Source organism: Pseudomonas sp. GW821-FHT01D09 (genome assembly GCF_059422465.1).
In genome coordinates this window covers 267,358-287,073 of record NZ_JBWKWY010000006.1, presented here as the reverse complement: position 1 = coordinate 287,073, position 19,716 = coordinate 267,358, and the positions used below count along the sequence as shown (strand labels likewise).

At 63.0% G+C, this 19,716-nt stretch carries 10 protein-coding genes and 1 pseudogene; 1 reads left to right on the top strand and 10 read right to left on the bottom strand.

All coding sequences use genetic code 11. From position 1 onward, the window contains the following. Window positions 1-512: 512 nt before the first annotated feature. Both AC07W7_RS09780 and AC07W7_RS09775 read right to left on the bottom strand, forming a co-directional pair. Window positions 513-2,765, bottom strand: coding sequence for an ATP-dependent DNA helicase (locus AC07W7_RS09780; RefSeq protein WP_495039209.1), 2,253 nt, complete (start codon window positions 2,763-2,765; stop codon window positions 513-515). Next, the gene (locus AC07W7_RS09775) at window positions 2,762-4,411 is read right to left on the bottom strand and encodes a VRR-NUC domain-containing protein (RefSeq protein ID WP_495039208.1); all 1,650 of its coding nucleotides are present in this window, start codon (window positions 4,409-4,411) and stop codon (window positions 2,762-2,764) included. Before AC07W7_RS09775 ends, AC07W7_RS09780 begins: the two co-directional genes overlap by 4 nt. Before the next feature lie 188 nt (window positions 4,412-4,599). On the opposite strand from AC07W7_RS09775, the gene AC07W7_RS09770 reads away from it, so the two are divergent. Further along, the gene (locus AC07W7_RS09770; protein ID WP_076960938.1) at window positions 4,600-4,824 is read left to right on the top strand and encodes a YgdI/YgdR family lipoprotein; all 225 of its coding nucleotides are present in this window, start codon (window positions 4,600-4,602) and stop codon (window positions 4,822-4,824) included. Window positions 4,825-4,868: 44 nt separating this feature from the next. Here AC07W7_RS09770 and AC07W7_RS09765 read toward each other — a convergent pair. The 8 genes and pseudogenes from AC07W7_RS09765 to AC07W7_RS09730 all read right to left on the bottom strand — a co-directional run bounded on the left by AC07W7_RS09765 (window position 4,869) and on the right by AC07W7_RS09730 (window position 19,481). Next, window positions 4,869-6,715: pseudogene (locus tag AC07W7_RS09765) on the bottom strand (polyurethane esterase). Between the two features lie 110 nt (window positions 6,716-6,825). Beyond that, window positions 6,826-9,903 carry an autotransporter outer membrane beta-barrel domain-containing protein gene (locus AC07W7_RS09760; RefSeq protein WP_413469177.1) on the bottom strand — a complete coding sequence of 1,026 codons (3,078 nt, stop codon included), beginning with the start codon at window positions 9,901-9,903 and terminating at the stop codon, window positions 6,826-6,828. 85 nt (window positions 9,904-9,988) lie between these two features. Beyond that, window positions 9,989-12,913: an autotransporter serine peptidase EprS gene (gene eprS, locus AC07W7_RS09755; protein WP_495039213.1), complete on the bottom strand. Its 2,925-nt coding sequence runs from the start codon at window positions 12,911-12,913 to the stop codon at window positions 9,989-9,991. A gap of 92 nt (window positions 12,914-13,005) precedes the next feature. Next, entirely contained in the window at window positions 13,006-14,343 is a 1,338-nt protein-coding gene (locus AC07W7_RS09750; RefSeq protein ID WP_495039207.1) for a TolC family outer membrane protein, read from the bottom strand. Between the two features lie 2 nt (window positions 14,344-14,345). Beyond that, entirely contained in the window at window positions 14,346-15,668 is a 1,323-nt protein-coding gene (locus AC07W7_RS09745; protein ID WP_076960934.1) for an HlyD family type I secretion periplasmic adaptor subunit, read from the bottom strand. Beyond that, window positions 15,665-17,416: a type I secretion system permease/ATPase gene (locus AC07W7_RS09740; protein WP_076960933.1), complete on the bottom strand. Its 1,752-nt coding sequence runs from the start codon at window positions 17,414-17,416 to the stop codon at window positions 15,665-15,667. Before AC07W7_RS09740 ends, AC07W7_RS09745 begins: the two co-directional genes overlap by 4 nt. 175 nt (window positions 17,417-17,591) lie before the next feature. After that, the gene (locus AC07W7_RS09735) at window positions 17,592-17,960 is read right to left on the bottom strand and encodes an AprI/Inh family metalloprotease inhibitor (protein WP_495039206.1); all 369 of its coding nucleotides are present in this window, start codon (window positions 17,958-17,960) and stop codon (window positions 17,592-17,594) included. A gap of 72 nt (window positions 17,961-18,032) precedes the next feature. After that, window positions 18,033-19,481, bottom strand: coding sequence for a serralysin family metalloprotease (locus AC07W7_RS09730; RefSeq protein ID WP_076960931.1), 1,449 nt, complete (start codon window positions 19,479-19,481; stop codon window positions 18,033-18,035). Window positions 19,482-19,716: the final 235 nt, after the last annotated feature.

The window sequence follows — 19,716 nt, the reverse complement described above, 5'->3', positions numbered from 1 at the left end:
GTACATATCCATTGCTGCGGTAACGGCCACTTAGGGTTCCGCCCTGACGGCGGCTCACTTTTGAAAAGCGCAAAAGTAAGCAAAACGCTCTTGCCCCACCACTCGGCACCTCGCCTAGGCTCGGTGTACCCGTCATCCGACATTGATTTGGGGGGCCGCCGCGATGGGCCATCCATGGCCCAGCGCGGCTAAACCGGCGTCCTGCCGGTTTACCCCCCAAATCAATATCGGATGACGGCCAGCGTGGTTTAACGGGGCGCCTAAGATCAAAATCACAAGCAAAGCGAGGCGGCCTAACAGCCGACCTGATTCTTGAAGCGTGCGCGTACCCCTGTGGGAGCGGGCTTGCCCGCGATGGCGGTGTATCAGTCAATAAATACGTTGGCTGACCGGCCGCCATTGCAGCAATGGATATGTACACAGACCGAGAAGATAGTTGTGTAGATACCTATGGCTATCGCGGGCAACCCGCTCCCACAGAAATGCCAACAACCGGGCAAGGGGCAAATACCTCAGGTCACCGACCACCAGCGCGGCAGCAACGGCCGCACGTTGGGTTCGGCAAAGCGGTCATCGATCAGCATCACCACCCCCTGGTCCTGCTGGGTGCGAATCACCCGGCCGGCCGCCTGCACCACTTTCTGGATCCCGGGATACAGGTAGGTGTAGTCATACCCCGCACCGAAGATCGCGCCCATGCGCAGCTTCATCTGCTCGTTGACCGGATTGAGCTGCGCCAGGCCCAGGGTGGCGATAAAGGCCCCGATCAGGCGCGCGCCGGGCAAATCGATACCCTCGCCGAACGCCCCGCCCAGCACCGCAAACCCCACGCCCTGGCTGTGCTGGGTGAACTGCTCAAGGAAGGCCTGGCGCTCGGCCTCGGTCATGCCCCGTGATTGATGCCAGGTGGGAATCGACGGATGTCGTTCGGCCAGCAGTTGGGCCACTTGCTGCTGGTAATCGAAGCTGCTGAAAAACGCCAGGTAGTTGCCCGGCGCACGCTCAAACTGCTCGGCGATCAACGCGACGATAGGCGCCAGGGACGCCTGGCGATGCACAAAGCGCGTTGAGATGCGGTTGATGATGCGCACCTGCAACTGCGCGGCCGCAAAGGGCGATTCTACGTCGACCCACGCGGTGTCCGCCGGCAGGCCCAGCAGGTCGGCATAGTAATGCCGGGGGCTCAGGGTCGCGGAAAACAGCACGCTGCTGCGGGCCGCCGTCAAGCGGGGGCGGATAAATTCGGCCGGCACCACATTGCGCAGGCTCAAGCGCGAGAAGCGGCGCTTGGCCAGCGGGTCGCGCTGGCTGATATCAAAAATAAACTGTTCGTTGAACAGCTCCGCCACCTTGGCAAACTGCAAGGCCTCGAAGTAAAAGCCTTGCAGCTCGCCCGTAAGTGCCTGCGGGTGGTCGTTGAAATACTCGCCCATGGCGCGGGTGCACAGGGCCAGGGCCTGCAACAGCTTGTCCGGTTTGCTGGCATAGGCCTGGTATGCCGTGACCTGCTCCTTGTGCAGCGCATTCCACTCGCGGTTGAGCCGCTGCAACGGTTTTTGCAACGGTTCGGGGGCGGTGTCGCGCAAGGTCTTCAGGGCAAATTGATCAAGGTCAGCGCTGTACATTGCCCGGCCCCGCTCCACCAGGTTATGGGCTTCGTCCACCAGCACCGCGACCCGCCACTGGTTGAGTTGGGCCAGGCCAAACAGCAGCGCGCCAAAGTCGAAGTAATAGTTGTAGTCGGCGACCACCATGTCGCACCAGCGCGCCATTTCCTGGCTCAGGTAATAGGGGCACACCCCATGGGCCAGCGCCACTTCGCGCAGGTTGCGCTGGTCCAGCAGGCGGACCTTGGCCGCCGCTTCGCGCGCAGCCGGCAGGCGATCATAAAAGCCTTTGGCCAATGGGCACGAATCACCGTGACAGGCTTTGTCCAGGTGCTCGCAGGCCTTGTCCCGCGCCACCAGCTCCAGCACGCGCAATGGCAGGTCGGCGCTGGCGTGCAGCACCTGCACCGCGTTCAGCGCCAGTTGGCGGCCAGGGGTCTTGGCCGTCAGAAAGTACAGCTTGTCCAACTGCTGCGGCGCCAGGGCCTTGAGCATCGGGAACACCGTGCCAATGGTTTTACCGATCCCCGTGGGCGCCTGCGCCATCAGGCAGCGCCCGGTACTGACGGCCTTGTACACCGATTCGGCGAGGCTACGCTGGCCCAGGCGAAAGCCCGCGTGGGGAAAGGCCAGGGCCGTGGCAGCGGCATCGCGGGCCTGGCGCTGTTGCGCCTGCTGCTCGGCCCAGCCGAGAAACAACGCACATTGCCGCTTGAAGAACCGCTCCAGCTCATCTGCGGGGCACACCTGGCTGATCACGGTTTCGCGCTCGCTGACAATATCGAAATACACCAGCGCCAGGCCTATTTGCGACAGGCCCAGCTGGCTGCACATCAGCCAGCCGTAGACCTTGGCCTGGGCCCAGTGCAGTTGCCGGTGGTTGGCCGGTTGGGCATCCAGGTCGCCACGGTAGGTCTTGACCTCTTCCAGCACCGTGCGATCCGGGTCATAACCATCGGCACGGCCGCGCACGGTCAGTTGTTGGTAGTGCCCTTCCAGGGCGACTTCGCTCTGGTAGTTCGTGCTGCGGCGGGAGGCCACGGTACGATGGCCGAGCATGCCTTCCTGGGCACTGGGCGACGGCGTAAACCGCAGGTCGAGGTCACCGACCTTGGCCGTGAACTCGCACAAGGCCCGTACGGCGACGGTGTAGCTCAAGCGCCCTGCTCCGCCCAGCGCACATAACAGACGGTGACCGGCATCTGGTGCTCTGCACAGAACGCCAGCCAGCGCAGTTGGTTGTCCTGCAGGCGATCACCGGGGCCTTTGACTTCGATCATGCGGTAGGTTTTTTGCGCCGGCCAGAACTGGATCAGGTCCGGCATCCCGGCACGATTGGCGCGGATATCCAGCAACAGCCGGTCGAACCAGTGCCGCAGGTGCGCGGCGGGCAGGCAATCGAGGGCCTGGTCCAGCAGTGCTTCGCTCAACCCATTCCAGAACACAAAGGGCGACTGGATCCCCCATTTTTCGGCGTAGCGCTGGCGGATCGTGGTTTTGTAGCGCTGGTCGTGCAGTTGCTCCAGGCAGGCGGCAAACAACTCGGCACGGCGCTGCGGGAAGTCCTCGCTGTGCAAATCCACCGGCCCGCGCTGGAACGGGTGGAAGAACGAACCGGGCAACGGCGCGAAGATCGCCGGCCAGCACAACAGCCCGAACAGCGAGTTGATCAGGGTGTTCTCGACATAGTGCACCGGCCCATCGTCATCCCCCAGGTGCGCCTGCACGCACAGCTCCACAGCGGTCACGGGCTGTGGGAATGGCAGTTCCAGGTCCAGGCGCTGGATCAGCGGGGGCTTGGCCTTGGGCTGCACCGGCTCGCCCAGCTTGCGCCGCAACCGGGGCAAAACCCGCAACAGGTGCTGCTGCTCGGCCGCGCTTTGCGGGGCGGCCTGGGCCTCCAGGGCCAGGCCCAGCGCCTGGGCGAAATCCTCCTGACGTTCCAGCACCCGAATCAGCCGTGCGCGAGCGCCGGGGTAGGCGCAATCGCGGTAGATCACCTCGGCCAGGTCCAGTTCGGCAAGCCGTTCACAGTGCAGGCCGACCTGGAACAGCAGCTTGGCCCGGCGCTTTTCCAGCCAGGGGTTATCGGTGTTCAACGTGGCAATCTGCGCCAGCACCTCCTCCAACGGTTCACCGGCCTCGAAGGCCTGCTGGCATTGGTGCAGGAACAGCAGGCCATGCACATCGTCACGATGGCGCAGGCCACGGGACTCGGCGCAAAACTCGACCTTCTCGTAGGTGTAGATCCCCAGGTCCGCCAACACAAACTCCGACCAGTCCTGGTGCAGATTGCCGAAGAACATCAGGCGCAGGCGATCACACAGGTCCATCACCGTGAGGCTGTACAGCCGGTCCTCCAGGTGCGGGCACCACTGGGCAAATGTCTGCGGCTCGGTAAATTGGCTCGATAAACCGGGCAGCCAATCGGATTTCTTGCCCCTGGGCTGCTCGATCCAGGGCTTGAACGCCTGCAGCACCTCGCCTTTTTGCAACTGCCCCCACACCTCGTCCAGCGACAACAGGCCCTGCTCGCTGACCCAACCCTGTTCCAGCAGTGGCCGCACGGCAGCCTCGGCCGCGCCGATCTCGACGTAGTTGAGCTTGCTGGCCCGAAAATGTACGCCCTTGCGCATGACCATGCGCACCAGCAGCGCCTGGGCCGGCTGCGGCACCTGGGCGAACTGCGTCATAAAGCGCTGCTCTTGCGCATCGAGCACATCGGCATAGCGCTGCCCCAGCCAGTCGAGCACTTGCTGGAAGTTATGCAGGTAGTAAAACGGGTCTTCGAGGGGATTGGACATGACAGGCACTTGGATAACTACTGGTTATGCATACAGATTGCCGTTGCCAGGCCCGCGTTGCAATCGCTAATAGATCAGTGGCGCACGCAACTTTTTGCATAAAAATGATCAGATGGGGGTGGATCCGCGTAACATTTGATGCCCCCAGCCGTTGAGCACGGGGTTTTCGCAGAATGAGAGTAAGGGTTATGAACATGAAGAACTGGGGCCTGCCGCTGGCTGTATTGACGTTTCTGGCATTGGCCGGCTGCTCGACGCCGACCGTCGTGACCTTGCAGAACGGTACTCAGTACCTGACCACTGACACGCCGAATGCCAAGACGCCGGATGGTTTCTACGAATTCACCGATATCGCCGGCAAGCGCGTGCGGGTCAAGGCGGCGGATGTCGCGACCGTACGCAAGGAAGATTGACCGATGACCTGCAGGAGCCGGCCTGGCGGCTCCTGCAGATTATTTCAGGCGATAACCAGCGCCTCCGCCGACAGGCTGCCAAGCCCTACCCCCACCAACGTCACCGAGTTATCGCCGAACGTCAGCAGCGTATCGCTGCCCACCGCCTTGGCGTGGTCGAGGTAGTTGTACTGCCCGTTCACCCCCGCTACCCCCATGAACACCAGCTTGTCCGTCGACTGGAAGCCCAGGATCCGGTCCTGGCCAAAGTCGCCGTCGAACAGGAAGGTATTGCGCCCGCCGCCCGCTTCCAGCAGATCATTGCCGGCCCCGCCCACCAGGACATCGTTGCCTTTGCCGCCGATCAGGTGGTCATTGCCGTCCAGGCCAAACAACCACTGCCCGCCATCGCCGGCCTTGAGCGCATTGGCGCCGGCATCGCCCTTGAGCGACGCGGCGTAGGCCGTCAGGTCGCGGCCCGCCAGCAGGCCCTGGTCGGTCACGCTGTGGGTCACGTCCTTGCTGAACAGCAACAGATAGCTTTCCTTGCTCACTATCGCGCCCATATCGCGGGTCATGCTGATGCCACCTTGGCCGTCGCGGATGTACAGGGTGCCTGCGCCATCGTTGGCCACCTCAACGTTTTTCAGCGACTGCTGCAAGTCCAGGGTATTGAACCCCTTGCCGCCCAGCAGGATGTTGTAGCCACCGCCATCACGGAAGGTATCGTTGCCGGCCCGGCCTTCCAGGTAGTCATTGCCCCGGCCGCCCTGGATCAGGTCATTGCCGTCGCTGCCGATAATAAACGTACTGCCCTTGTGGGCTTCGGCGTTGCGGTTGAGGTCCTGGACCCAGGTAGTGGCGCGAGCCGGGTCGGACAGGTTGGCGACGATGATCGTCGAATCACGGCTGGTCAGGTCATAGAACGACGATTCAAGGTACGGCCCATGCCATCGCCATAGCCCGTGGGTAAATGGGAGATCCACGTCGGCAGGTTGAGGATGGAAAACGGCAGGATGTTCCACAGCGTCGAGGCGTAGTGGTCGTTGAAGCTGACGATATTATCGGCGCTGGAGGCATGGGGTTGGTCGTGCACCCCAAGGGACGACAGGTTGAACGAGGAGCCATCGAGGGCTCGATAAACCGGGTCGTTTTCATAGCCGATGTTCAGCACCTTGTCGCCGCTGCTCTGGGTCGGCGAGGCATAGGCCACGTAGTTGGCGTCCTGGTAGAACCCTGCCCAGGTGGTGTTGCTCAAGTCCGCCATGCTGTTGACTGCCAGGCCACCGAGGCTATGGCCGCTGACCAGCACATCCTGGCCGCTCAGCCCCTGTGCGCTGGCATACGCGGCGACTTTGCCCAGCAGGGTGCCAAACGCTTGGCCCGCGTAGTTTTTTGCATAGTCCGCAGGGCCGAAAGCAGCCAGCAGGTCGTTGACCACATCGCCAATGGAGTCGAGGATCAGATTCTCCCTGGGCCCTGAAGTGCCACGGAAGGCGATGCCGATTTCCTGCAGTTTGCCGGCGTCGTCATATTTACCCAGGACTTCCACCTGGGCACTGGTATAGCCAGCCTTCTCACCAAAAAATGTACCCCGCGCATCGACCTTGCCACCGTAGTCGAGGGTGCTGGCGCTGATGGGGGTCCAGCCGGCCTTTTGCACGGCGTCGAGGGCGGCCTTTTCCGAGTCGGGGTTCCACGGGATGCCGGGAATCACGCCTTGGGCGTCGGTGCTGCCAATCAATGCCTGTACCAGGGTGGCCGGCAAGCCCAGGCCGAAGCCGTTGTGCTGATAACCCACGGCAAAGCCGTTATCCAGGTTGTGGTAGGAATACAACGTGATCGCCATGGCATCGGCGAACAGTGCCTTGGAGTCCTCGGTGGTGAGGTTTTTGTAGTCATAGACACCCATGGTATTGCCTCTCTTTTGTTGGAATTGTCGAGAAAGCCAAAACAGTTGGAATGCTGTTGCTGTGGGAGCGACCCGACAGGCCCGCTCCCACACATTTGGAGCTTCAGCGTTTAAAAGGCCCAGTCGAGGCTCAAGCCCACGCCGTGGATTTTCTCCTTGCTGGCCAGCAGGCCGTTGTAGTCAAAGTTCACCCGCGCGTCCTTGGTCAGCGCCAGGCTGGCCCGTGCGCCCACCAGGGCGGCATCGCGCACCATCGGCGAGCTTTCCACGGCAAACGCGGTGCCGCCCGAGGCAAATGCCAGGTGGCGCTCGGAATCGGTGGCGCTGAGGTTGTGCTGCCAGCCCAGGGTGCCGGAAACGTCCAGGGCTTGATGGTCGGTGAGGTTGAAGGTCTTCAAGGCGCGCACGCCGAGGGTGCTGAGCACCAGGTCGCGGGTGTCATCGCCGCCCTTGAGCGCTGCGGCGTCGCCTTTCTCGCTGAACCCATCGCTGTCCAGGTGCACATAGGCCAGGTTGGCGAACGGCTCCAGCGCCAGCGCTTGCAGGTTCAGGCGGTAAGCCGCTTCGCTGAAGAGCTGGGTGCTGCGGGCATCGACCTTGGCTTTCTGCTTGCCGGCGACTTCGCCGTATTGCAGATCGCGCTTCACATCGGCGCGATGCCAGCTGTAGGTCGCGCCGCCGCTCAAACGCCAGGCGCCGATTTCGTGGCCGGCATAGGCGCCAAAGTGGTAGCTGTCCACCGAGGCCCGCGAATGGGTGCCATCGCCCATGTTCAGCGAGGTATCGCTGTAGCCGGCGACCAGGCCCAGGCGCGTGTCTTCGTCCAGCGCACCGTCCACACCCGCCAGCAGGCCGCCGATGGAGGTGGTGTAGCCCGCCGTATCGCTGGCGCTGTCGGTTTTACCCCAGGCTCCAAGGGCCTTGACCCAGACGTTGCCGCGCGTGTCGATGGTTTGTGGCGAGGTGCCCATTTCACCCTGTTGCAAGCGCTCGCCCACCGCTTCACGCAGGTAGCGGTTGTCATTGACCAACGCGGTTTCCAGGGCCGGGTAGATTTCCCCCGACAACTGTTGGAACGCCCCTTGCGCCGAGGCCGCACTCGGTGCCAGCAGCAGGCTTTCATACACCCCGTTACCGGCGCCCAATTGCTCGGCGGCGGCGGCCACGGCGCGCTGGTTATCGGTCGCGGCGACGCTGGCGAAGCTGTTGGCCGTGCGCGCCACATCCAGCTGCACACCGTTGGCGCCATAGTTCAGGTTGCCACCGACAAACAGGTAATTGGGCAGGACCGAGGCGAAACTGCCGGTAATGCCCCCGGCCGCCTGCAGGATGTTGTACTGGCGCCCGATCAGGCTTTGCGCTTCAGGCTGGCTGAGCAAGGTCGGGCTGTTTTCCAGGGCCAGGGTCACGGTGCCGCCGTTGAGGGTCGCCTTGCCACCGGCGACGATACGGTCGCTGCTGGTGTTGGACAGCTCTACCGCATAGGTGGAACCGGCGTCGAAGTTGACATCCCCGGCCACATTCAAGGTGCCGATGGAGTTGCCTGGCGCCACCGTACCGCCGCTTTGCGCGGTCAGCGCACCGATGCTGCCGGAACCGCCCAATACCCCGCGATTACTTACCGTGACCGCCGAGGTCAATGAACCATTGACCGCCAACAGGCCTTGATTGACCAGGGTTGGCCCGCTGTAGGTGTTATTGCCGGTGAGCACCAGCGTCCCGATGCCCTGCTTGGTCAGGCCGCCGTGACCGGCGATATCGTTGCTCCACACATCCCGCCCGCAGTGCACATCGGTGCACAGGCGCTGGGTGGGTTTGCCCGCGTCGACCACCGCCCCAACCCCCGGCAAGTCCGCGACAAACTGGCCGCTGCCATAGCCACCGTCGATGCGAAACTCGGCCGGGATATCCTCGGCGGTGATAAACATCCCAGGCCCGTTGACGGCCTTGCCCAGGTTGATCATGCCCCAGCCGTACAGCGAGTCGATACCCGCAGCGCCCAGGTCGGTGGCGGTGGTCTTGAGCAGTGTGGAGATCTGCTCGCCGTTCATATACGCGAAACGCTCCATCAACACAGCAGCGGCGCCTGCCACATGGGGCGCGGCCATGGACGTGCCGTTCTTGTTGTTCCAGCCCAGGGTCATGTCTTCGACGGTGGTGCCGACCATCACCGCACTGTAAATCGCGGTGCCCGGTGCCGACACGCAGAGGCTCGCGGCATAACCGCAGCGCGAGGAAAAGGTACTGATCACATAGGGGTTGGGGCTATTGGCGTCCGGGTTGCGCTGCAACGCCGCCACCGACAGCCAATTGGGCGCGATCTCGGGCACAAAGTACGCCAGGCCGGAAATCGCATCGGGGTTGTTCAGGTTGTAGTCGTTGCCAGCGGCAAAGATCGTCAGCACCCCGCTGCGCGCTGCATTGATCGCGCCCGAATAGGCACCGCCTGCGGCCGTGCCCAACAACGGTTTGATCTGGTCGAACTGGGCTTGGGCTTGACTGAGGCCAAAATGCGGGAACGCCGGATCCTTGCCGCCCTTGGCATACTGGTCGCCAATGCCGATGCCCCAGCTGTTGTTGATGATGCGCGCACCATTGGCCACCAGGCTGTCCCAGCCGGCCTGGTACACCGCGCCGTCGTTACCGAGGATGATCCCGTCTTCCGGGCCTGGGTCGCCGTTCTCGGCGCTGAGGATCTGGGCATCATAGGCCACGCCATGCATCGGCCCGCCGTTGCGATCGCCTGCGGCAGTGCCACCGACATGGGTGCCATGATCGCCGATCTTGCCGTTGGAGCCCTTGGACGGTGTACCGTCATAGCGAAACGCATCGCCGGCCTTCACCGGGATATACGGGTCGGTGTATTGGCGGATCCCTTCGGTGACCAGGGTCTGCACCTTGCCGGGGCTGGAGAACTCCGGGTGCAGGGCGTACACCGGCTGGTCGAAGATCCCCAGCTTCACCCCCTTGCCGCTGTAGCCGGCGGCATAGGCCACATCGGCGTTGATCGCCCCCAGGCCCCAGTCGGCCTTGAATTCAGTGCTGCGCCAACTGGCAACATCCCCCAGCTTGCCGGTTTCCACGTAGGGTGCGGCCTGGGCGGTTCCCAGGCTGGCCAGGCAACACAGCAACGCGCCATATGGCACGCGGCTCAGGGCCTTGAGCGGGTAGCCCGGGCCTGTTGGGATGGCGGAGTGAAACCCTCGTTGTTTTACGTTCACGGTGACCTTCCTTAGTTTTGTTGCGTTTGTTGTTCTTTTTGTTGGCGCCGACTCAGAACTGCCAGTCGAGGCTCAGGCCCACGCCTTGGTTCTTTTCCTTTGAACCCAGTTGCCCGTTGTAATCGAGGTTGACCCGTGTGGCCTGGCTCAGCGCCAGGCTGGCCTTCAAGCCCACCAACGCCGCATCGCGCTGCAACGGGGTGCTGCGCACGGCAAACGACGGGCCGCCCGCAACAAAGGCCAGGTGTTCCTCGGACTCCACTGGCGACAGGCTGTGCTGCCAGCCCAGGGAACCGGAAAGCTCCAGTTGCTGGTGCTCATTGAGGGGCAGGTTTTTTAGGGCGCGCAGGCCCAGGGTGCCGAGGGTGGCGTCACGGCGATCGCTGCCACGCTGCAACGCCGCGCCATCGCCTGTTTCGTGGAAGCGTTCGCTGTCCAGGTGCACATAGGCCAGGTTGGCAAAAGGCTCCAGGGCCACGGCTTGCAGGTTCAGGCGGTAGGCGGCCTCGGTGAACACCTGCATGCTGCGGGCATCCAGCTTGGCTTTTTGCTTGGCGCTGACGTCGCCGTATTGCAGGTCGCGCTGCACATCGCCGCGATGCCAGCTGTAGGCGCCGCCCGCGCTGATGCGCCAGTGACCCAATTCACGCCCGGCATAAGTGCCCAGGTGGTAGCTGTCGACATCCGCCGATGAGTGCGTGCCATCGCCCATGTTCAGCGAGCTGTTGCTGTAGCCCGCCAGCACGCCGACGCGGGTCTGGTCGTCCCACTGGCCATCGACACCGGCCAGCATGCCGCCGACGGAACGGGTGGAACCGGCATATTCGCTGCGGCTGTCGGCCTTGCCCCAGGCACCGAGGGCCTTGACCCAGAGGTTGCTTTCGCCCGTGGCGGGCACATGGCGCAGGCGCTCACCGACGGCATCGCGCACATGCCGACTGTCATTGATCAACAGCGCACCAACCGCCGGGTAGATCTCGCCAGACAGCTGCTGGAAGGCCTGGCGGGCCCCCCCTGCGGAGTCGCTACCCAGCACGCTTTCATACACCGGGTTGCCGGCGCCCAGTTGCTCGGCCGCGGCGGCCACGGCGCGCTGGTTGCGCGTTGCCGCGACGCTGGCAAAGCTCGCATCATTGCGCGCGATAGCCAGTTGCACGCCGTTGGCCGCGTAGTCGAGGTTGCCACCAAGGAACAGGTAGTTGGGCAGTACCGCGCCAAAGCTGCCGGTGATCCCGCCCGCCGCTTGCAGGATGTTGTACTGGCGGCCAAGCAGGCTTTGCGCCTGGGGCTGGCTGAGCAGGCTCGGGCTGTTTTCCAGGGCCAGGGTCACCGTGCCGCCGTTGAGGGTGGCCTTGCCGCCCGCGACGATACGGTCGCTGCTGGCGTTCGACAGCTCCACCGCATAGGTGGAACCGGCGTCAAAGCGCACATCCCCGGCCACGTTCAAGGTGCCGATGGAATTGCCCGGCGCGACCAGGCTGCCGCTATTGGCCTGCAATGCGCCGATGCGCCCGGAGCCGCCCAAGGTGCCACCGGCATTCACCGTGACCGCCGAGGTCAGCGAGCCATCGACCTTCAACACGCCGCCATTGACTGTGGTCGGGCCGCGATAAGTGCTGTCGCCGCTGAGCACCAGGCTGCCGGCGCCGGACTTGATCAGGCTGCCCTGGTAAATACGCTGGGCCGCCGCCGCATCCCGGGCCATGCCCACCGCATAGTCGGTCTGCTCCTGCTGGCTGGCACCGGCGCCGAGCCCCTGTTCCCAGCCCTTGTCCTTGAGGGTCTGCTGCCAGGCCAGGTGCTCGGCAGTGTCTTCGGCCTGGCGCTGCAGCAGCGCCTGGTCGGAGATGCCATTGCTCCACACATCGCCCTGCCCGGCCGCCAGGTTGACGTCCATGGCGCCCAGCAACTGCCCCGGGCCATGCATCGCCCGGCCGAGATCCGGCACACCCCAGCCAACCTTGGCGGTCGGCGCGACGGTCAGTGAACCGTCCAACTGCGTGGCCGTCGTCAGCAACACCTGCAAGGCCTGCTCGTTGTTCAAGTATGGGTAGCGCTCCATCACCAGCGCCAGGGCGCCCGTGGCATGGGGCGCCGACATCGAGGTGCCGGACTTGACCCCATAGCCGCCGCCGGGGATGGTGCTGTCGATCAGCGCACCAGGGGTGGAAATGCACCAGTACTTGGCGATGCCGCACTGGTTGTATCTCTGGTTATTGGCCTTGTCCAGGCCCGACACCGCCAGCCAATGGCCCTCCAGCTCCGGCTCGAAATACGGCAAGGCCGAACGGACGCTGGCATTGGCATAGCCGCTGTTGCCGGCGCTGAACACATTGATCACCCCGGCCCGGGCCACATCGGCGGCCGCGTCCAGCCAGGTGCCCTGGTTGAAGTGTTGCGCGTAGGCCGCGTGCAGGCCGGCCAGGGTCTGGTAGCTGACATCCTTGGGCTGGCTGCCCCAGCTGTTATTGATCGCACGCACCCCAGAATCGACCATGGCGGTGTACACCGCCTTGAAATACCTGGGGTCGGGCGTCGGGCCAAACAGGAAGCTGTCATTGGCGTTGGTGTTGCCCACATACAGTTGCGCGTTATACGCCACGCCATGCATCCCCGCGCCGTCACGCGCAGCGGCCATGGTGCCGGTGACGTGGGTGCCGTGGGAATCGTTGTTAGGGTTCAGCGCGCCAGTGGTGGAAAACGGGCTGCCATCCCCATAAGTGCCGCTGGCGGTCACCGGGTGGAAGCGCTGCGGGGAGGCCTCCGGGTGGCTGGTATCGAAGCCCGAGTCCAGCGCGCCGATCTTCACCCCGGCCCCGCTGATCCCCGCGGCATAGGCCTGATCGGCTTGCATGCGCCCCAGGCCCCAATCCCTTTGATACTCCGCCGAGCGCCAACTGGCGGGGTCGCCCAGCTTGCCGGTTTCCACATAGGGCGCAGCCTGGACGGTGCCCAGGCTGGCCAGCCCACACAACATGGCGCAGTGATAGCCTCGGTGTTTTGCGTTCACGGATCCTTCCTCTTTTTATTGTGTTTGTTACCCCCCTGTAGGCGCTGGCGCCTACAGGGTCAGCGTTGGGCCGGGCCGAAGGCTTCATCGACCTTGGCCAGGTCGGTGTCACGCAAGGTGCCCGCGTAGTAATGCAATTTGGTCCAGGCCATCAGGTAGTCGTAACGGGCCTGGGCCAGGTCGCGACGGGTGCTGTACAGCTGCTGTTCGGCGTTGAGAGCGTCGAGGTTGACGCGCTCGCCGCCGAGGATGCTTTGCTTGGTCGACACCACCAGCGCTTCGGCGGAGGCCAGGGCCTTTTGATAGGCGCGCAGCTTGCTCACCCCCGACAGGCAGGCGCTGAACTGGCGCCGCAGTTCGATCAGGGTCTCGCGGGTCTTGCCCTCCAGTTCATACTCGGCCTGTTCCATGGAGCGACTGGCCTGGCGGGTAGAGGCCGATACACCGCCCCCGGCATACAGCGGCACACTGACTTCAATGCCGATGGTGTTGGTGTCGTAGCGCTGGTTGTAGGTGTTGCCGCTCTCAGATTCCTGCTTGCGCGAACTGGCGTACGCGCTGATGCGCGGCAAGTGCCCGGCACGGTTGCGCTCCACCTCGTAGCGCGCCACTTCCACGGCCTGGCGCTGGGAGGCCAGGCTCGGGTTGTTGGTCAACGCCAGTTCATGCCAGCTGTCGTAGTTGGCCGGTGTCAGGGTGAAGGCGGCAAAGTCCTGGTTCAGGGGGGCCAGGTCAGCAATATTGACGCTCTGCACACCGAGCAACGCCCCCAGTTCGCGCAGTGATGCATCCTGCTCGTCGAGGGCCTGGATCTCTTCGGCGGTGGCCAGCTCATAGCGGGATTCGGCCTCCAGAATGTCGGTGCGGGTGCCCTCGCCTCGCTGGAACAAATGCTGGTTCTGCTGGAACTGTTGCTCGAAGGCCTTCTTCTTCGCCCGGGCGATATCGATCTGGTCCTGGGCGAACAGGGCCTGGGTGTAATAGGTCAACACCCGGACCAACAGCGCCTGGCTCTTGTCGCGAAAGTTCTCGTCGGCAAACAGCGCCTGGGCCACACCCTTGCGGTAGTTGGCATAGGCTTCGTAGTCGAACAGCGGCTGTTGCAGGGTGAAGGTCGAGCCGTAGCTGTTGTAGTTGCGGTCGTCGCGGTAGGTCCCGCCACGGTTGTCGGGCAAGGTGGCCTGGGAGTTGTTGCGGCCCTTGTTGTAGTTGTAGGACAGCCGGGGCAACAGGCCGGCGCGGCCGATGGTACGGTTTTCCAAGCCGGCGTCACGTTCCTTGATTGCGCCAAGGAACACCGGATCGTTACGCAGGGCCTGTTCATACACATCGAACGGGCCCATGGCGGCCTGGGCACTGCTGCAGGCGAGGAACAAGGCGATGAACACAGGCTTCATGCTCATTCCTCGGTCAACGCCGAGCCGGCACGGTCGAGCAGCGGCTTGAACAGGTAGTTGAGCAACGAGCGCTCGCCGGTACGCACAAACATCTCGGCGGGCATGCCCGGTTTGATCACCAGGCCCTGGAGTTGCTCCAGGGCAGCGTCGCTGACCGTGGTGCGCAGCACGTAGTACGGTGCCCCGGTTTTTTCATCGAGCAACTGGTCGGCAGAGATCAGGCTCACCTCCCCCGGCACCCGAGGCGTACGGCTCTGGTTGAAGGCGGTGAACAGAATATCGACCGGCAGATGGCTGCCCACCTTGTCCACCAGGTTGACCGGCAGGCGCCCTTCGACTTCCAGGCGCGTGTCCTGGGGCACGATTTCCAGCAGGGTTTCCCCGGCCCGCACCACGGCACCCTCGGTATGCACCCCGAGGTTGACCGCGATGCCATCGGCCGGCGCATTGATTTCACTGTGTTGCAGGTCGAAGCCGGCGGAGGTCAGTTGCTGCTCCAGGGTCAGGCTGCGCAGTTGTGCGTCGGCCAACTGGCTGCGCACTTCCTTCTGGTATTCCTCGCTGTGCTGCTGCAACTTGAGGCGCGATTCGAGAATACCTTGCTCGATCCGCCCGCTTTCGCCGCTGTTCTGCGCCAGGTCCTGTTGCACCTGGGACAACTGGCGCTGGTACTCCAGCAGGCGGTTGCGCGGGATATAGCCGTTGTCGGCCAAGGGTTGCAGGTTGCTCAATTGGTCACGCAGGGATTGGGCCTGGGCGCTGAGGTCGGTGCGGGCGCGGCGCATGCCGTTGAGCTGGGCGCTGGCGCCTTCGATACTGGCGCGGATCCCGGATTGCTCGCGGGCAAAGGCATCGCGCCGGCTGCTGAACAGCTGGCGCTGGCCTTCAAGCACCAGGGCCAGGGCCGGATCGGGGGAGGTACTCAGCTCGGCGGGAAAGATCACCGCGGGCAAGCTGTCGCGCTCGCTCTGCCAGCGGGCGACGCTGGCCCAGGCCATGCGGTACTGGGCTTGCAGGGAGTGCACGTCGGCCTGGCTTTGGGTCTGGTCGAGGCGAAACAACGGCTGGCCCTGTTTCACCACCTCGCCTTCGCGCACCAGAATCCGGCTGACCACGCCTGGGCTTAAGGTTTGCACGGCCTTGCGCTTGCCGGACACCACCACCGTACCCTGCACCGCAATGCCCTGGTCCAGCGGCGCCAGGCTGGCCCACAGGAAAAAGCCACCGGCACCGAGCACGGTCATCAACCAGCCCAGACGGGCAAAAAAGCGCGCATCGCGCTCGGGAAAGGTCTGCTCAAGAGGCAGGCTGTCATCGGTACTCATTGGCCTGGATTCCTTGCCGCAGGATATTGACGGTTCAAACTGACGCCGGCCTTTTCACGGGGTGGCTCCTGCGGGCCGGACAGTGCCCGCAGTACCTCCTGGCTGGGGCCAAACGCTTGCAGGCGGCCTTCGTTGAGCACCAGCAGCTTGTCGGCCTGGGCCAGGGCGGAAGAACGGTGGGTCACCAGGATCACGCTGGCGCCCTGGGCTTTCATCTGCATGATGGCGCTGGCCAGGGCGGCCTCGCCCACGGTGTCGAGGTTGGAATTGGGTTCGTCGAGCACAATCAGGCGCGGCCCGCCATACAAGGCCCGGGCCAGGGCCACCCGTTGCTTCTGCCCGCCGGACAGGCCGCTGCCGTCATCGCCCAGGACCGTGTCGTAGCCGTGGGGCAAGCGCAGGATCAGGTCATGTACGCCGGCTTGCTGGGCGGCCTGCACGACCTGCTCGGGATCCGCCTGGCGAAAACGCGCAATGTTGTCGGCGATGCTGCCGCTGAACAGTTCGATGTCCTGGGGCAAGTAGCCGATATGGGGGCCGAGGTCGTCACGGTCCCAGCGATGGATATCGGCACCGTCCAGGCGCACCGTGCCGGCCAGGGTTGGCCAGACGCCCACCAGTACCCGCGCCAGGGTCGACTTGCCGGAGCCGGAGGCCCCCAATACCCCCAGCACTTCGCCGGCCGCCAGGTTGAAGCTGACCTGATGCAAGGTCGCCACCCGCCGCCCCGGTGGGCCGGCACTGACCTGCTCGAAACTCACCTGGCCCTTGGGCGCCGGCAATGCCATGGCCTGGGCCCCGGGCGGGAATTCCTGCAACAGCTCATCCAGGCGTTGATAGGCCAGCTTGGCCGAGCTCCATTGTTTCCACACCGCAATCAACTGGTCGATCGGGCTCAACACCCGGCCCATCAGGATGGTGCCGGCGATCATCATCCCGGCCGTCATCTGGCCCTTGATCACCAGCAAGGCGCCCAGCCCCAGCACCAGGGACTGCAGGAGCAGGCGCAGGGATTTGCTCAGGGAGCTGATCACCGAGCCGGTGTCACTGGCCTGGTTCTGCAAGCCGAGAAAGCGCGAATGTACCTGGAACCAGCGACTGCGCAGCGCCCCCAACATGCCCATGGCCTGGATGGTCTCGGCATTGTGCAAATGGCTGGTGGCCAATTGGGTGGACTGCTGGGAATAGCCACTGGCTTCGCGCAGCGGTTTTTTGGTCAGGTATTCGTTGAGGCATGCCAGGGCGATCAACAGCACCGCACCGGCCGTGGCCAACACCCCCAGCCACACGTTGAACAGGAAGATCACCAGCAGGTAGATCGGAAACCACGGCGCATCAAAGAACGCAAACAGCGCCGGCCCCGTGAGGAACTGGCGGATATGGGTCAAATCCCCCAGGGATTGCCCGGCGTGCCCCTCGCCCCGTTGCAGGTTGCGCTCGAAGGCGGCCTTGTACACCTGCAGGTTGAAGCGCCGCTCCAACTGGCTGCCGATGCGGATCACAATAAAACTGCGCACCACTTCCAGGGTGCCGATAAAGGCAAAGAACCCCACCACCATCAGGGTTAGCATCACCAGGGTGGTTTCGTTCTGCGATGACAGGACCCGGTCATAGACTTGCAGCATATAAATGGAGGGCACCAGCATCAGCAGGTTGATCAGCGCGGTGAAAAAACCGACGCTGATCAAGATACTTTTATAATCGCCAAGGGCTTTAAACAGCGGTGCAGCGGGAGTGGTCTTCGCCATGTTTCTTGATCTTCCCAGGGTTGGAATACGCACAACAGTCTGCCCGGCGCTCCATAATGGGGCAGGCAACTATTTCAATCGTGATAAGTGCACCAAAAGTGACAGGCAAATAACTGTCACTTTCAACAAATAACGCCAGGTGCAACGGTTATAACGATATAGCCGTTATATTCAGTTACTGCGTGCGTTGCAATACCAGGGTTAATCCAGACTTGGAAGTGGCAGTATACTCACCATCTTTCTGCCGGTTTAAATGGGTAATCCCTGTGCCCTCGGCATTCATCAACCATATGCCATCCGGGGTGGGCAGCCAGGTCAGGGGGGCTTGCCCCAGCCACTGTTGCGCACAGCCAATATCACCGGCCACCGCGTTGGGTTGGGCGATCAGATCCAGCTTGCAGACCTGCCCTTGCTGGCGTAATTGCCAGTGCCCGGCCAATTGCGCGGTGCTGGGTAAAACAAGACTGCTTGCCATTGCGTTGGCTCCTGCCGACACGAGCAATGCCGGGATCAACCAGGCCATTGCGTTGCGAAAAATAGTCATCACCATTACCTGTTTACGGGGCTTTCGCAAGGAAAGAGCAGCGCCAGGGCGCCGCCCTTCGTTACGCCTTGATCACGCCACGATGTCGCTGTACGCCGCCTGGCCCACGGTGGTGACGAGGAAATCCGCCACGCCGTGCCCGGAGAAGTCCACCGCCAACGTGCCCAGGTTGGTGCCCGAGGCATACGTCAGCACCGCATCGCCGGCAGCGCCCGTGAAGGCGTTGACGAAATGCAGGCCGCTGCCATTGGTGATGCCAGTCAGGTCGATCTTGTCCGAACCCGAGGTAAAGTCGAGGATCTGATCGGCCGCGCCCGGCTTGGAGTCGGAGCTGGCCCCGAACACAAAGGTGTCCGAACCCGCGCCGCCCCACAGTTTGTCGGCCCCGCCACCGCCATAGATCAGGTCATTGCCGGCCCCACCCTTGAGGGTGTTGGCCACCGCATTGCCGATCAGCAGATCGTTGCCCGAACCACCCAAGGCGTTTTCCACGGTCACGCCCTGGGCGATCGACACGTTACCCACCAGGCCACCCACATCAGAGAACGAGGTCTCGTTGAGGTTGATTTTCTGGTTCTGGGTAAAGCCGGAGAAGTCCAGGGTGTCGTTGCCGCCGCCGTCCCACACCGAGAACACCAGCTTGTCGGCATTGGAAGTGGCGCTGAGGTGGTCGCGCCCGGTGTTGGAGTTGAAGCCGTAGGTGGTGTCACCGGCACGGGTGTTGTAGTTGGCGCCGTAGAGCTTCTGGATCGCCGCGATATCGTCGATCAGCGGGCCGGATGCATAAGCCTCTACCCCGCCCTTGGTGAAGTTCTGGTTGGTGTTGAACTCACTCCAGTAGCTCATGACGCTGTAGCCACGGGTGTCCTGGCCGTAATCCGCATCTCGGTAAGACGGGTTGCCGGTCCCGGCGTTGTAGTCGCCAGGGTGGTCCAGGCCCAGGGTATGGCCGATCTCGTGGGTCAGGGTCTGGCGTCCGTAGTTGTTCAGGCCCGGGTTGATGTTGGCGGTGTAGCTGTTGTTGATCAGGTACCACGAGGTGCCATCCGTGCCACTCGTGTGGTACTTGTCATTGGTGCCGGGCAGGTAGGCAAAGGCTGCGGCGCCATCCTGGCCCCCGCTGTAGTTGCCGAAGGTCATGTGGAAGTCACCGCCCGAGGCTTTCTCGGTGAAAGTAACCTTGGCCACATCGGCCCAGGATTGCATGGCCAGTACGGCCTGGCCTTTTTGCAGGTTGCTGAACTGGCTGAACCCGGTGATGCCATGCTTGTTCATGGTCGCCTGGGAGGCCGACGTCAGGAAGGTGTAGGTCAGATCGATGATGCCGTTACCGTCAACGTCCCGGTAGGCTGCGTTTTCGCGCAGCAAATGGTCGGCTGCCTGGTCGACAGAGAATGAAGGTTTGCCATTGACCGTGAGGTTGCCGCCACGGTCATACAAGTGGCTAAAGCTATCGATTTGCGAATAGGCACTACTTGTTTGAGCTGCCGAGACAATAGCTTTCTCTTTTACTTTCGACATAAACGTACTTCCTTGTTTGCAAGTGGAACAGTTTTGTCCGATATGACGCTCTCTGGCGAGATCGTCCTATCACTCGCCTCTTATGAAGGCGAAAGAAAACTGACACAATTTTAAATCACACGTCCAGTATTTTTTTTGTTGGAAAAGTACGTGCAAGGAATAACGCCTGCAAACATTGGGAATTAAGTGTTTATATTCTTTGTTATGGGCTGGGTGACGGGAATCCGGCTATTTA